Consider the following 15017-nt stretch of genomic DNA (forward strand, 5'->3'; position numbering starts at 1 on the left):
TAGTGTTTTTCGACCGCTGTGAGATGACCTGCCGCATAACGCCAATCAAACGCGCAGCTGACTGCATTACTTCGTTCGCAACGTCGATATCGCCGTGGCCAATCTCCCTGGCCAGGTTCCTGACTGTGTGCGCGACATCTTCCAGCATGGAGCCAAGCTGTCGTTCTTCGATCGGAAGCTGATGGGCGAATGCACCAAGCGTATCGGCAAAATTCAGAAGGACTGAGGTGGTTTGCTCGGCATTCAGTTTGGGTAGTGTATCGGAACGGGAATTATGAGGCATCACGCCCGAAAATGGGACCTTCGCACGCAATTTCAAGGATACCGACGATTTACCCTTCACCGGGGAAGGCACAACCTGTCGGCCCTGTTCGCAACGAAATTTGTCACGGCATTGAAGCTGCGCGTTGCTTCTGCCGTGTGCTCGCGCAGGGCCCGGGCCTGGTCCGCTCAAGAGCAAGCACTCCGAAGACATTTTTCACCAGTTTTCCACATGTCACACGCTCCGATGCAGCGCCAAAACCGGCACGACACCTCAAGTTGGTGCTGAGATGACGAATATTGTCCGGTCGACGCAGATAATCCGAACATGTTGATTATCCGTGTTGATTAGACATTCCTTGTGGTGAATGATCTGCGCGATTCGCGAGGGCGACAAGATCAGTCAAAAGATCGAGAGGCAGTGTGCGACCGACAGAAACGAATGATGAGTTCCTGACCGACAACCCTGCTGAACCGGCAGGCAGCATTGTAGCGAGAGATCATCGGATCATCAAAGGCGATGATATCAACCAGGAACTATCGGGAAGGCAGTCGTCCTCCGAAAGGCCCATTACAGACTTCTCCTTCGCCAAGAATGCGTTGAAGACGCTTTGCCGAGAACACGAAGTAACCCGGGACAGAAAGGCGAAGTTGGAGCTGGCGACCCTTGTGTTGGCGCTCATCAAGGAAGGCGTGCGTGACGAAGAGCAGCTAACAGTCCGCGCGCGTGCCAAATGGCTGGAATCTGAGCGCTCCTCCGAAAGTCAGTAACCCTTCGAGGACATGGAACGTCGGCAGTTCAACAGGGTGCGGGTCGCCTGTAGTTTTATAGATGGTCATCCCGGCTTGGATGGTCGCCCGAAAAATGGAGTCGATCCTAAATCCCGCCGCCGTTTCGCTAAGACAATAGGACCCGAAGTCCGCCTATCAGCTCACTTTCAGCGGGGGTTGACTCTCCGAAAACTTGAGAACAAAATGAGAACATCTTACGGAGGTTCTCATGACCCAGACCGAGCAGGTTATTGCAAATGCCCTGGCAACTGTCGCCGCCAGCCGTGCGGAACGAGAACGCGACGCCGAACGCCGAAAGCGCGTATTCGGCAAGATCGAAATCGGTCGCCCTCTTCCCCCCATCAAAGGCCACCAGCTTAGTCTGGACTTGCACTGATGTTGCCGCTCACGAAAGAAGATATTGACTTCGAGGTGCGGGCGGCCCTTGCGTGGCACGGCGATGACGCGCACGAAACTGTCGCGACACTGCTCGAGGACATCCGCCACTTGCGTCAACAGCTGGCTCGGGCTGGCACCGCCATAAGCCGCGGTATCGGGCGCGGTTCGGTGCGTCAGTTTGAACGAAGTATTGAGACAGCGCGTAACGCCGCCACCAGCTGCTGACTTCGCAACGTTGATCGCTACAAGCGGACCATCGATGCATGTGTCTTTGCTACGACAATGCGAAACCCATTCCCACGCCAGAACCCATCGGGCTCAAGACTACCACGATAAGTACAGCAAGCCTTTATCCTGTTGCTCGAGAAACAACCGCCGCGCAACACCCTGCGGATAGCTGACGGCGCGTCTGTCTCCTCGCGCCCATCGTCATGATACGGGTATCTGAAGCTTGGGCTTGCCATATCCTCCCCCCACAAGGTCGTGCCCCACTCCCAGACCTGCCCTGTCATGTCGTAGCATCCGTAGACAGACCGTCCCTTGGGAAAGAGTCCGACCGTGCACGTGTTGTTGAAGCCCGCCTCCTCCGAATTGGCTGCGTCGGCTATCCAAGCGCTACCCCAGGGATAGATGATCGCTTCATCACCGCAATCAGGTTGATCGCCGCGCGCGGCTCGCTCCCATTCGGGTTCTGTCGGGAGACGCACGACTTCGTCTTCACCGATCCGGCCTTCTCGGCGCCAGCGCTCCGTCAGCCAATCGCAATAGGCGCGCGCGTCGTGCCAGGTGAGATCGGTTGCAGGCGCGTTGCGACGATCAGCATCGCCACCTTCGGCACTAGGCCAATGCCGGCCAGTCTCCGTTGCAAACGCACCATAGGCAGCGTTCGTCACAGGATAAACGCCGATGCGAAAGGCTTCCACCTCGACGACGTGAGGTGGTGCGGAATTCGGATGCGTGTTTGAACCGAACGTGAAGCGACCTGCAGGGACGCGAGCCAACGCATGAAGATCGCGCGGATCGCCCCAGACTGACAGGATCCGACCAGCTTTCTCACGCTCTGGCGCCGAAAGCATTCCTTCATTCACGATTGCCAGGATTTGTGCTGCAACTCGGTCTCTCAGAGGTCCAGGTTCCGTCTGCAAATCGGCGGCCAATAGTGCCCCGCGAAGCGCGTCATCACCACTACCTGAGCCAAGTGTTTCGATCAGTGCGGTTGCGGCGTCGGAACCAGAAAGGCGCGCAGCGAGGCTTCTTATCACCGGCGCCCATAGATCCGGGCGCGAACGAAATGCGGCAACAGCATCAGCGGCCGGCACTGATGCCAAATGCCGAGCCGCAAGCAACTGCCGGACGCGCCGCACCGGGAAGAGATCTGGATCCTCCAGCTTTTCCGACAGGGCATCAAAAGCCAGTCCACATAAATAATTGGCCGTCTGTGTGTCGCCGGCCAACTTGATCAGCCACCGGTCGACAACGTCCTCAGCGGAGTGACCATAGTCGCCGCTGGCGAGCGCCATAACGAACTGCGAAGGATTGGCGGCCGCCTCGCCGAGCGCGATGCGTCGCTCCTCGAGATCGATGCCCGCAAGCCGACCGGCGGCGTCCCGCCTTTGCGCTTTGAGAAGCGGCAGAAGATCGTAGCGCGTAAAGGAGGACGGCAAATTCCAGCCTTTAACGACTGAGTGCTCGCCAAGCACGAGAAAACGAATACGCGGATATCGAGCCTGGAACGCGAACGCCTCGTTCAGGAGTTCGGGTCCATTGGCCCCTGCTGCCTCGACATCGTCGATCATGATAAGAACGGTCGTTTCCGACGTTGCCCATGCATCGCTGGCGATCAGGCCTTCCAACTCCGGCAGCGTTTCGTTCACCAGCTCGACAAGACTCGCGCCCGCCCTTGCGGACAGGTAGAGCGGCAGGACATTTTCCAGGTCCCACACCTCTTCGCGCACCACGCCCAGATCGTTGCGTGGCACCTGCAAAGGCACAGCACGCCCGCCTGCAATCGCTAACGCCAAATGTCGGGCGAAACTCGTCTTGCCGCTCCCCGTCTCGCCAACCAAGACGAGTGACGCGTGCTCACGGACCATTTCCATCGCCGAGAAATAGACTGCGGGTTCCGGCTCAGCCTGATCCTTCAGCTTTCGCAACCCCTTGGCGGCCTTGTCCTCAACCGTGAAGTTGACGAGAAGTGGAATGTAACCATCCCTGAGGTTGGCAACTGAGCCTTCCGGGAGTGACAGCAGTGTAGCCTGCCCATATTCCTGGGCTTTCGAAACGAGCCTCTCGCTCAAATCCGCGAGTGTCATGGTCCGGTCGGTGCTCATTAGAACAGCTTTGCCACGTCAGGATTGTGGAAGCGCTGGATTTCTATGGCATAGCCGGCTGGATCCTCGAAGAAGAAGTGTTCGCAGTAAGTGCCACGCAAAATATCAGACAGTCCCTTGACGCCCGCCTCCTTCAACTTCTTGTGCCAACCCTCAACATCCTGAGCGACAATGGTCAGCAGCACAGCACTTCTCTCCTGATGCTTGAGATGGCCGCGATTGCCATCGACAATCCCGAAATAGCACTTTCCAGCTATTCGATAGATGCGCGCAAGCCCCTGATCGAGCACCAGTTCGAGACCAAGCACGCTCTCATAGAAGGGTGCAACAGCATGGATATCTTCGTAGTAGAAGAAGGTGATCGAGTAGTCCTTTTCCATCATCGTATCCTGATCTAGTAGATGTTGAGGGTGCCCTTGTGGTCGATCGAGAGGCCGCCGATGTCCTTGCGCGCAGCAAAGACATCGACGGGGTGCACCAGATAAAGCCAGGGCGGGTTCTGATGAAGGCGCGAGAGGCAGCGTGCATAGGCCCGGTCCCGTGCGTCGTCATCGATGGCACGATTGGCCGCCTCAATCAGCCTCTCGATCTGCGGATCGTCATAGCCCTGCCACCACACGGCTTTTGTCTTGCTGGAAATCTTGTCGTTCAGGATTCGGTAGGTGCTATGTGGCGACGAATCGAAGATCGCCATGTCGCCCATTTCCTTGCGGCCGATCTGGCGGGCGTACTCGGGTCGATCGAGTTCCGTCTCTATTTCGACCTTCAAGCCGACTGCCTCGAGCGCGGCAGCCACAAAGCGGCTCACCTCAGGTGCCCGCTCCGGCATGAAGGTCGGGGTGCGTAGCCGCACAGTCTCGCTTGCATCCACTTGGTCCAGCAGCTGTCGCGCCCTTGCCGGATCATACGCAATCGGTGCCAGGTTTGCCCGTGCGGCACCAAGGTGAAATGGGCTAACGATGGTCGATGATGGAACGGCCAGGCCGTGGAAGATTTCTTCTGCGACCAACGCTGTGTCGACGGCGTGATTGACAGCGAGCCTTGCTTCCGGCGAACGAAATATACCCTGTTGGCAGTTGAGGTAATACATGACCGACAGGGTGTTGACGGCCTTACCCCAGGCGAAGTTTTCATCGAAGATTATCCGCTCGTCGGTACGCTCGAGGTTGAGTACGGCATCTGCCGTGCCCAGTCTCAGCGCCTCGTAGCGTGCATCAGCGTGGCGTTGCGCAAAAGCGACAATCCGGCGCGGCCCAGACCATTCACCTGCTTTTTCCAGTACGGCACGCTTGCCTGCTTCGAACTCCACAACGCGGTAGCGTCCAGTGCCGAGAACAGGCAACCCCTGTTGGTCGAGGCGGCAAATGTAGAACTCCGAGAAGATGTCGAGAATGTCTGCAATCGGTTCAGGATTTTCAACACGAACCACGCGGTCGCCTTCGGCTGTGATACGGGCGTTGGCCAGGTAGCGCGCATATGACCACTTCATTCCGAACGTATCGACGGCACCAAGGATGTCTCTGACAAACCCGACGATGTCGTCGGCAACGGCGGGTTTCCCGTCGTGAAATATCGCGTCGTCGCGAATGACGAAATGCCAGTCGCGGCCGTCGGCGGAATGGCCCCAACTCTCAAATAGAGCCGGGCGCGCAAACCCGCTCTCCCATTTCAAGAGTGGCTCAAACACGAGGTTTTTCAGCGTCAGAACACTGGTATCGTCCGTTACGCGGTTCGGTGGGAGGAAATCCACCTTTTCGAGGCTAATCGTCAGTGTTTCCAAGATGCCCTCAGTCGAGTTCGTTGCGCCGGCGCGGATTAAACCAGTCGGCAAGGGAATCGCCGATCAGATTGAACGATAGAACGGCAAACAGGATCGCTGCGCCGGGTGCCAGCGCAACCCAAGGAGCGCTTCGCACATATTGCAAATTCGCAGAAACATCCGCCCCCCACTCGGCCATCGGTGGCTGCGCACCGAGACCGAGGAAGCCGAGGCTTGCCGTCTGAAGGATCGCGCTTCCAAGCGCCAAGGTTGATTGCACAAGAAGCGGCCCCAGCCCGTTGACGAAGATGTAACGGGAAAGAATCCGACGATTGGGCAACCCAAGCGAAATCGCTGCCTCGACATAAGGCTTTACAGCGATGCTAAGGGCTTGGCTGCGCGCCACACGAGCAAATTGGGGGGCGAGCGTGATGGCAACGGCAAGCATTGCATTCTGCAGGCTGGGGCCGAAGGCGGCGGCCAGCGCAATGGCCAATACCAATGCCGGGAAGGCCAGGATCGCGTCAACGATGCGCATGATGATGCTGTCGGTCCAACCCCCGACGAAGCCTGCGAGCGTTCCAAAGAAGACGCCGACGACAAAGGCGATCGCCACGACGCCAACGCCGATGGTCAGCGTTGCCCGCCCGCCATACATGATGCGCGTCAGAATATCTCGGCCGAATGCATCAGTTCCAAGCCAATGGGCGAGGCTTGGAGGAGCTAGCTTGTGCAAGACATCTAGCCTGGTTGGCGAATAGCCGGTGACCAACGGCCCGATGGCGATAAGAAGCACAAGTGCAAGCAGGATCACGAGCCCGACGACGGCGAGCGTGTTGCGTCTCAGAAATGTGATGAATTCGCCCATAATCCTACTTCATCTTCTTACGCACGCGCGGGTCGAGTACGCCGTAGAGTACGTCCACGATGATCGAGGTGATCACGAAAAGCAGAGCGAACACCAAGGTAGTGCCCTGGATGACCGGATAGTCGCGGTTCTTGATTGCCTCGAACATGTAGCGCCCGATCCCCGGCCACGCAAAGATCGTCTCGGTCAGGATTGCACCACCGAGCATCTCGGCAAACTTCAGGCCAATCACGGTAATTGCAGGCAAGAGCGAATTGCGCAGTCCGTGGTTCAGGATAACGTCCGCGCGCCGCAGCCCCTTGGCTCTGGCAGTCCGGATGAAATCTTCCCCCATGACGTCAAGCATCGTATTGCGGACAAAACGCCCAAGCGTCGCTGCCAGAAAGGCTGCCAATACTGTCGTTGGGAGGATCAAGTGCTGGATAGCATTCCATGCAGCCGCAAAATTGCCGGTGATGATGCCATCGAAAACTGCAAACCCGGTTACTGGCTCGGAAGTGATGAACGGACTTGTGCGGCCTGATACTGGCAGCCAGCCGAGATAGGTGCCGAAGATTAGCTGGAGGATGAGCGCGAGCAGGAATGCCGGCATCGACACCCCCACCAGAGACATGACGCGCGTTACATGATCGAAGAAGGAGTTTGGGCGGATTGCCGAGAGGACGCCGATTGGAATGCCGCAGATCACCGCGACGATCACGGCAAGGACAGAGAGTTCGATTGTTGCAGGCAGGCGCAAGAGGATCTCCTGCGCAACCGGCAAACCGGTCTTGAGCGAGATACCGAAATCGCCCTGCAAAAGTCCGGCGACATAGTGGAGGAATTGCAGCACAACAGGTTTGTCGAGATCGAGCTGGACGCGCAGTGCATCGATCTGCGCCTGTGTCGCGCCGGGACCTAGCAACGTAACGGCAGGATCACCGGGGATCAGCCGAACCAGCGAAAAGACGATCACCAGAACAATGCACATGACGGGTATCAGCGCGACCAGTCGGCGTATGATGAAACTCGCCATGCCTTCCTACTCATCTATCGGGAACTACCCTTTGCGACAGGCGACCCTCTCAGATCGCCTGTGCTTTTGCCCGGTTACGTCATTTCTTGTAGACGGACCAGTATTCGTTGAGCGGCGGCGCGCTGTTGATGACCAGGCCTTCGACGTTGGCGCGGGTGAAAACAATCAGCTTCGGGCTGAAAAGATAGGCTCCAGGCACCCGCTTGGCGACCTCTTCCTGTACCTGGAAGTAGAGCGCTTTGCGCGCCTCGATGTCCGACGTCTGTTGCGCCTTGACGATCAGGTCATCAAGGTCCTTGTCCTGCGGCATGCGGAACGTCATTGCAGTGTCGGCCAGCGATGAGAGGTAGCCAATGGTGATGTGCGCGTCCGGATCGTTGTACCAGGGCTGGCGACCGTCGAGTGCGACATCAAACTGACCGGACGTCTGTAAAGCGCGCAATGCTGGGAATTCCGTCTGCTCGATTGTGGCGTTGATGCCAATGTCGGCAAGGTTTGCCTGGACGAACGTGGCCACAGCCCCCCAAAGCGGACCCTGGAAGCTATAGAGCTTCAGGTCGATGGCAGATGGATCGACACCGGCTTCCGAAAGAAGCTTCTTGGCGAGTTCGGGGTCGTATGTCGGGGCAAGCTCCTTCATCTTCGGATTGAATGCCCAACTGTTACTGGTCAACGGACCATAGACACGCTCGGCCGTGCCGCCAAAAACGCCCTGCAGGAGACCATCGTAGTCGATCGCATGCGCAATCGCTTCACGTGCCTTGACGTTGGCAAAGGGGCCGTCCTTCTTGCTGTTGTTGAATTCGAGCTGACGGATGATCTGGCTGGACGCTTCCAGAACTTTCACGTCCTTGTTGTCCTTCAAGGCTTCGATGTCCTCAGCAGCAATCGCAGACAACTGCCCTTGCTGCTGGACGACATCAACCCCGCCGCTTTCCAGCTCCAGGCGCCGTGTCGAAGCATCCGGGATAACGCGGTAAATGATGGAGGAAAGTTTCGGAGCACCGCGGAAGTAATCCGGATTGGCTTCAAGAACGACATTCGTATCGGCCTGCGCGCTCTTGAACACAAAGGGGCCGGTGCCAACCGGATTTGCGGCAAACTTGTCGCCATATTTTGCGACTGCCGCAGGGCTTACAATCGCAGACTGCGGCTGCGCCATGATGGAGAGGAAGGCTGGGTAAGGGGCACTCAGAGTAATCTTGACCTCGCTCGGTGAGACGACAGCGATGTCCTTGATCAGATCGAATGTTGCCTTGACATAGGAATTCGACGCCTTGGTGCGCTCCAGCGAGAATTTGACGGCGGCAGCGTCAAAGGCGGTGCCGTCCTGAAACTTCACGCCATCGCGCAGCTTGAAATCAAACTCCTTGCCGTCGGCCGAAACAGTCCAACTCGTTGCGAGGCGGCCTTCCAGCTCCTTGAAATCGGGCGAAGTCCAGGCAACCAGCGTGTCGAACACATTGAGGATGATCTCGCTACCGATCGGCTCGGCCTTGTTTGTACCCGGCTCCAGACTGACCGGATCGGACGGAACGGCGACCACCAGCGTTTTTACTGGGTCAGCGTTTTGCGCCAGGCCGTTGCCGGCAATGAACGGCAAGGCAACCAACGCCGCCGCAAATCCCTTGAAGAGGTTCATTCTACCACCCTTTCCTAGCCATAGCTTGCCAACGTCCGCGAATTGCCGCCACGTCCATCGGTCTGTGATATACTACGAAATATATCATGAAGCACACCACTGTAAAGCTGCCTTGGCGAGTCTTTAAACAATCGCCAAAATCGCACATTATTTATGCAAGATAAGAAAAAATATGCCGATTATTCGCTCATCATGAGAACAGAAATGAGCATTGCAGACCCTAGAGCGGATCAGCACCCGTAATCACCGGCCGCCTCGGATCGCTGATCCACTGGGACCAGGAGCCTGGATACATGGCAGCCTCTATTCCGATCGAGGCCAATGCCAGAACTGTATGCGCGGCCGACATTCCCGCGCCGCAATAAACCCCGACGGGAGAGGAACCGTCGGCACCCAGTGCGCGGTACATTTCCATCAGCGTCGGTCCATCGGTGAAATTACCGTAGTCGGTCACATTGTCAGGTGCCGGCGCGCTGATTGCGTATGGAATATGCCCCCGTGCCGGCTGACCCGGTTCGACGGGTCCACCAATGTAGTTTGGTCGGATGCGGGCATCGAGCAGCACCCCTTCCCGGCCGAGGCGCAGAGCGCCCTTAGCATCCAGCTCCGGCATGTGGCCAGGCGAAAGCACAATATCACTGTGATGAGGCGCAGCAACTGCGTCGGTGGTAGGCAACCCCGCCGCGATCCATGCTGGCATGCCGCCATCCAATACCCTGACGTCGGGCAGGCCTGCCCATTTCAGTACCCACCAGGCTCTCGCCGCAGTCATGCTGCGATCCCCGTCGTAAACGACGACTGTGCTTTCCTTCCGGAGTCCCCAGCGACGAGCCTTCTCCTGAAGAACGTCAATTTCCGGTAGCGGTCGCTGGCCGCCCGCAAAGGAGGCAGGCGCCTGAAAGTCCGAGTAAGCCTCCGTGTCGACTGCCCCGGCGATCCGCTGACCCTTGAACGAAGGCGTACCCGTGTACGGATTGATCGAATGAACTGCGAGGATCGTCACGTCGTGGCCGGATGCGCGAAGTTCATCCAACTGGAGAGCCGTCAGAAGAACCTTTCTACGAAGATCATCCGTCATGTGCGGCCTCCTCTGGAGCATGAATTGTCCATCCATCCTCCCTTATCGGAAGCGCCTTGGCAAGACCAAATATCTTACGTAGTATATCACGACATTTCCGGACCCGGCCCCATATAACAGGGTCTTGGCCAATCGCCACGGAGTTCCTGCGTGACCATTCTATCTCTTGACCACCTGACAACCTCTTTTCGCCGTGACGGCCAGTGGGTGCCTGTCGTCAATGACGTCAGCCTGACGGTCGCGGCGGGTGAAACGGTGGCAATCGTTGGCGAGTCGGGTTCGGGAAAAAGCGTGACAGCCATGTCCATCATGCGACTGCTGCCGGAAAAGTCATCACGGGTCGAGGGGAGCGTCAAACTTGAAGGCCGGGAGTTGCTGACCTTGCCGGAACGTGAGATGCAAGACATCAGAGGCAATGAGATCGCGATGATCTTCCAGGAGCCAATGACATCGCTCAATCCTGTCATGACCGTCGGACGCCAGATCGCCGAAGCGATCCGCCGCCACCGTGGCGTGACAGTTGCCGAAGCACGAGCACAGACAATCGCCCTTTTGGATCGCGTGCGCATTCCGGCCGCTGCCAAGCGTTTCGACGAGCATCCCCACCAATTGTCTGGCGGTACGCTACAGCGCGTGATGATCGCCATGGCACTTGCCTGCCGGCCCAAGCTCCTGATCGCCGACGAGCCGACGACGGCGCTTGACGTCACGGTCCAGGCCGAAATCCTCGAGCTTATCAAGAGCCTGCAGGACGAAGAGCAGATGGGCGTCCTGTTTATTACGCATGACATGGGTGTCGTTGCCGAAATTGCCGACCGCACTGTCGTCATGTTCCGCTCGCGCGCGCTCGAGGCCGGAAGAACCGATGAGATATTCGCCAGGCCGGAGAACAACTACACGCACGCCCTCCTGTCGGCCGTTCCCCAGCTGGGGTCGATGACAGGTCATAATAACCCTGCGACCTTTCCCTTGATCGACGTCGAGAGTGGCAAGCGGCTTGCCGAGCGCGAGATTGCCGGTGCCGGCGTCAAACCGGTGCTGGAAGTTCGCAACCTGGTGACGCGGTTTGATATCAAGAGTGGCGTGCTGGGGCGCGTGACCGGTCGAGTGCACGCCGTGGAAGACGTTTCCTTCGATCTGAAGGAAGGTGAAACACTATCGCTTGTCGGGGAGTCGGGCTGCGGTAAGTCGACGACGGGCCGTTCAGTGCTTCGCCTCGTCGAGCCTTTAAGCGGCAGCATTCGTATCAATGGCGAAGATGTTCGCGCCATGGCGCCCGCAATGCTGACACGACAGCGCCGCCGGATGCAGATGATCTTTCAGGATCCCTACTCCAGCCTCAACCCACGCATGCGTGTTGGCGACGCCATTGCGGAGCCGATGATCGCTCATGGGCTGGCACCGAAGGCGCAGGCGCGCGAAACAGCAGTCGACCTTCTGGAGCGCGTCGGATTGAAGGCCGACATGGCGCGGCGGTTCCCGCATGAGTTTTCCGGCGGCCAGCGCCAGCGCATAAGTATCGCCCGCGCGCTGACGCTCAGTCCCGGCCTGATCGTTGCCGATGAGGCGGTTTCGGCGCTCGATGTTTCGATCAAGGCACAAGTTGTAAACCTGATGCTCGAACTACAGGAAAGCCTGAAGATCGCCTACCTCTTCATCAGCCACGACATGGCAGTCGTTGAACGTGTCAGCCACCGTGTTGCCGTCATGTATCTCGGTGAAATCGTCGAGATTGGCTCGCGGGCGCAAGTCTTTGGTAGCCCTCAACATCCCTATACCAGGCGTCTGCTCGATGCAGTACCGGTCGCCGATCCAAGCCGGCGCCATACACGAAGCCGTCAACCGGCAATCGAGCTCGGCAGCGCTGTTCGGTCTGCAGACTATGTACCGGTAAAGGCGATCTATCGTGAGGTCGCAGCTGGCCACCTGGTCAAGCAGTGACGATGTGGGCGGGGCCGCTTTGCTAAAGCGTGAAGCCGCCCTGCGCATTGGAAATCAGCGCATTCAGCAACCCCTGCCGGGTGTTTTCGTTGTGCTCGACCATGGCTTGGCGCGCCTTCTCGCTGTCGCGTTCGCGCAGCACAGCAACGATCCGATGGTGGTCATTGGCCGTCTCCGGATTAATGTCGCGCACGCGCGTGCCCATGTAAAAGAGACGGGCACATTCCTCCAGGTGACTCATGACAAGCCCGTGAAGACGTGGATTGCGCGAACCGCGAGCGATCGCGGAATGAAACTCCTCGTTGGACGTGACAAACGTCTTGGTGCTGACCCCCTCCCCCATGACATAGCTTGCATTGGCAAGCTGATCGAGGACGTCCAGCTCCTGTTCCGTCAGGTTCTTGGCGGCAAGTGAAGCGGCCGTCCCCTCCAGCATGCCGCGAACCGCGAAAAGATCGTTCATGTCGCTGACCGTGACAGGCGTCACCCGGTAACCACGCCGCGGAATTGCCTCCATGAAACCTTCGACACATAGCCGAGCGAGCGCTTCGCGAACGGGCGTTTTGCTCATCTCCAGCTGTTCGGCGAGCTCCGGCTCTGAAACGTCTGCCCCCGGTGCCAGATCCCCTTGAATCAGTCGCTCGCGCAATATCGCGTAGGCCTGCTCGGTCAGTGATTTGGCGCGCTTGTCAGTAGCCGGTGCAAACGTGTCAGTCTTGTTCAAAACCTATCTCCAGTTGCCCGAATACGGGTCAGACGCCTTTGTCGCCAGACATTGCAGGCAAGTCAAAGACTTTCGATATCGCAGGCAGTTGGACCTCATCAACGGAAGGACTTTGACACCCGACGACCTCTGATATACTACGTAATATATCTATCTTGTGCAACAGGCTTCCCGTCTGACGGGAGACCCAACAGGTGCATGCCCCGTGTCCGATATCCTCGTCATCAACCCCAACAGTTCGACATCCGTCACGCGTTCCATGGAGGCTTGCCTCTGCCCTGTGCGGGCATCGACATCGCACAGCATCAACTGCATAGAGCTCGCCAAGTCACCGCCTGGCATAGAAACGGACGATCACGTTGCCGCAGTCGTCCCCAACATCATAGAAGCGGTCTCGAACTCATCGGCCGATGCCTTCGTTGTCTCGTGCTTTTCCGATCCAGGCATCGCACAGGTAAGAAAGCTGGTCGCCCGGCCGGTCGTTGGCATTGCAGAAGCGGCCTACCTGGCAGCCCTTGGCCTTGGCAATCGCTTCGGCATCGTCTCCCTTGGGCAGTCTTCAATCAATCGGCACTTGCGCTACCTGAAGGCGCTTGAACTTGACCGGCGTCTGGCTGGTGACCGATCGATCAACATGACGGTCGTCCAACTGATGGCAGGCGATGTTGTTGAGACCGTCTCGCGCACGGCCCGGCTGTTGCGCGACGAGGATGGCGCCGACGTTATTATCCTCGGTTGCGCGGGTCTCGGCTCCTACAGACAGGCAATGCAGGAAAGCCTTGGAATTCCCGTCATCGATCCGGTTCAGGCAGGTGTTGCTCTGGCCTGCACCAATCTAGATCTGGCCTACGGAAAGAAGAAACAATGACGTTTGACCTTGTCGTGCGCGGAACCGCCATCTTGCCCGACGGCCCCGTGGAAAATAGCTGGATCGGCATCAGCGACGGCAAGATCTCCGCCATCGGAAGAGGCAACCCGCCAGATGCAAGAGAGACTTTCGACGCCGGCGACGATCTGATCATTCCTGGTGTCGTCGACGGCCAAACCCATGCTTGCAGCTACGGCGGGCTTCCAGGTATCCGGTCGACCACGAGATCGGCCATTTCAGGCGGCGTGACGACGATCGTTGACATGCCTTATGACAACCCAGCTCCTCTGAACTCGCTGCAGCGCCTCAACGACAAGATTGCAGCCATCAAGGAGCATGCCCATGCAAACGTTGCGCTCTACGGCACCGTCCTCCCCGGACAGACGACGGAAGAGATCCAGCCGTTGATTGAGGGCGGCGTGGTCGCATTCAAGATTTCGACGTTTGAAAGCAGCCCAACCCGCTTTCCCCGCATTGCGTCTGACCAGATCCTTGCGGTGTTCAATACGCTCGCCGACACAGTCATTCCACTCGGTGTCCACAATGAAGACCAGGAGATCGTCCGGGCCTATATCGCTGCGGCAAAGGCCAACAACCGGGACGGCATAGAAGCTCACTCAGGAAGTCGGCCGCCGGCCGCCGAGCTCGCGGCGACGGCACAGTTTCTCGAACTTGGCGCCGCAGCTGGAGCGCACGCACATATCGTCCACCTGACGACACCGCGGGGCTTCCACTTGGTCGACAACTACCTTGCTGATGGCTTTCGAGCTACCGGCGAACTCTGCGTGCATTATCTTTGGTTCGACCCGGAGCGAGATGGCGCATTGCTCGGCGCACGCATGAAGGTCAACCCGCCGATCCGCCCCGGACAGATCGATGCCCTGTGGGACGAAGTGCTTTCGGGCCGGGTGGCTTTCGTCAGTTCAGACCATTCCAGTTGGCCGATCGATAACAAGTTCACCCCGTCGATCTTTGACGCCGGTGCCGGTGTGCCCGGACTGGAAACATTACTGCCCGCCTTCTACACTGCGGCCGACAATCGGGGCCTTGACGCAGCTGTCACAACAGTCGAGCAGCTTTGCGAGCGGCCGGCAAAGTTCTTCGGCCTCTGGCCTGAAAAGGGAGCGATCAGGCTTGGTGCGGACGCTGACCTCGCGGTCCTTTCGAGCAAGGCTCAGGTGTGGGATTCTTCCCGAGCGAACGACGAGCTGTGCTGGAGCCCATTTGATGGCCGCGCGTTTTCGGTAACCGTCACGCGCACCTATCTCGGAGGCAACCTTGCTTGGGACGGCCTGTCCGTCGTCAATCAGCCAGGATCCGGACGCTATGTCCGCCGTGGCAACTCTCACTGGTTTGAATAG

15 protein-coding genes are annotated in these 15017 nt (G+C 58.2%); 7 read left to right on the top strand and 8 right to left on the bottom strand.

Annotated elements, in window-relative coordinates:
• The first annotated feature begins 94 nt into the window (after window positions 1-94).
• The 4 genes from JNB88_RS34145 to JNB88_RS14045 all read left to right on the top strand — a co-directional run bounded on the left by JNB88_RS34145 (window position 95) and on the right by JNB88_RS14045 (window position 1656).
• Complete coding sequence (locus tag JNB88_RS34145) at window positions 95-226, top strand: hypothetical protein (protein ID WP_262928072.1); 132 nt, start codon at window positions 95-97, stop codon at window positions 224-226.
• A gap of 458 nt (window positions 227-684) precedes the next feature.
• A complete protein-coding gene (locus JNB88_RS14035) occupies window positions 685-1032 on the top strand; it encodes a hypothetical protein (protein ID WP_220355977.1) in 348 nt (115 codons plus the stop codon).
• Between the two features lie 229 nt (window positions 1033-1261).
• A complete protein-coding gene (locus JNB88_RS14040) occupies window positions 1262-1429 on the top strand; it encodes a hypothetical protein (protein WP_220355978.1) in 168 nt (55 codons plus the stop codon).
• The gene (locus JNB88_RS14045; RefSeq protein ID WP_220355979.1) at window positions 1429-1656 is read left to right on the top strand and encodes a hypothetical protein; all 228 of its coding nucleotides are present in this window, start codon (window positions 1429-1431) and stop codon (window positions 1654-1656) included. Before JNB88_RS14040 ends, JNB88_RS14045 begins: the two co-directional genes overlap by 1 nt.
• A gap of 17 nt (window positions 1657-1673) precedes the next feature.
• On the opposite strand, the gene JNB88_RS14050 is transcribed toward JNB88_RS14045, so the two are convergent.
• The 7 genes from JNB88_RS14050 to JNB88_RS14080 all read right to left on the bottom strand — a co-directional run bounded on the left by JNB88_RS14050 (window position 1674) and on the right by JNB88_RS14080 (window position 10123).
• Window positions 1674-3761, bottom strand: coding sequence for a formylglycine-generating enzyme family protein (locus tag JNB88_RS14050; protein ID WP_220355980.1), 2088 nt, complete (start codon window positions 3759-3761; stop codon window positions 1674-1676).
• A complete protein-coding gene (locus JNB88_RS14055; protein ID WP_037137058.1) occupies window positions 3761-4141 on the bottom strand; it encodes a VOC family protein in 381 nt (126 codons plus the stop codon). Before JNB88_RS14055 ends, JNB88_RS14050 begins: the two co-directional genes overlap by 1 nt.
• 14 nt (window positions 4142-4155) lie before the next feature.
• Entirely contained in the window at window positions 4156-5541 is a 1386-nt protein-coding gene (locus JNB88_RS14060; protein WP_220355981.1) for an ABC transporter substrate-binding protein, read from the bottom strand.
• A 7-nt stretch (window positions 5542-5548) separates the two neighbouring features.
• Entirely contained in the window at window positions 5549-6388 is an 840-nt protein-coding gene (locus tag JNB88_RS14065) for an ABC transporter permease (RefSeq protein ID WP_037137057.1), read from the bottom strand.
• Between the two features lie 4 nt (window positions 6389-6392).
• Window positions 6393-7403, bottom strand: a complete 1011-nt coding sequence (locus tag JNB88_RS14070) for an ABC transporter permease (protein ID WP_037137056.1) — start codon at window positions 7401-7403, stop codon at window positions 6393-6395.
• Window positions 7404-7482: 79 nt separating this feature from the next.
• Window positions 7483-9045 carry an ABC transporter substrate-binding protein gene (locus tag JNB88_RS14075; RefSeq protein ID WP_220355982.1) on the bottom strand — a complete coding sequence of 521 codons (1563 nt, stop codon included), beginning with the start codon at window positions 9043-9045 and terminating at the stop codon, window positions 7483-7485.
• 220 nt (window positions 9046-9265) lie between these two features.
• Entirely contained in the window at window positions 9266-10123 is an 858-nt protein-coding gene (locus tag JNB88_RS14080) for a sulfurtransferase (RefSeq protein ID WP_220355983.1), read from the bottom strand.
• A 150-nt stretch (window positions 10124-10273) separates the two neighbouring features.
• Between JNB88_RS14080 and JNB88_RS14085 the strand changes: the two genes are divergently transcribed.
• On the top strand, window positions 10274-12064 hold the full coding sequence (locus tag JNB88_RS14085; RefSeq protein WP_220355984.1) for an ABC transporter ATP-binding protein: 1791 nt from the start codon (window positions 10274-10276) through the stop codon (window positions 12062-12064).
• A 22-nt stretch (window positions 12065-12086) separates the two neighbouring features.
• Here the strand turns inward: JNB88_RS14085 and JNB88_RS14090 are convergent, their stop codons facing one another.
• Entirely contained in the window at window positions 12087-12788 is a 702-nt protein-coding gene (locus tag JNB88_RS14090) for a GntR family transcriptional regulator (RefSeq protein WP_220355985.1), read from the bottom strand.
• Between the two features lie 205 nt (window positions 12789-12993).
• On the opposite strand from JNB88_RS14090, the gene JNB88_RS14095 reads away from it, so the two are divergent.
• Both JNB88_RS14095 and JNB88_RS14100 read left to right on the top strand, forming a co-directional pair.
• Window positions 12994-13656, top strand: a complete 663-nt coding sequence (locus JNB88_RS14095) for an aspartate/glutamate racemase family protein (protein ID WP_220355986.1) — start codon at window positions 12994-12996, stop codon at window positions 13654-13656.
• On the top strand, window positions 13653-15017 hold the full coding sequence (locus JNB88_RS14100; RefSeq protein ID WP_220355987.1) for a dihydroorotase: 1365 nt from the start codon (window positions 13653-13655) through the stop codon (window positions 15015-15017). Before JNB88_RS14095 ends, JNB88_RS14100 begins: the two co-directional genes overlap by 4 nt.

Source organism: Rhizobium cauense, from assembly GCF_019511525.1.
Lineage (GTDB): Bacteria > Pseudomonadota > Alphaproteobacteria > Rhizobiales > Rhizobiaceae > Rhizobium > Rhizobium cauense.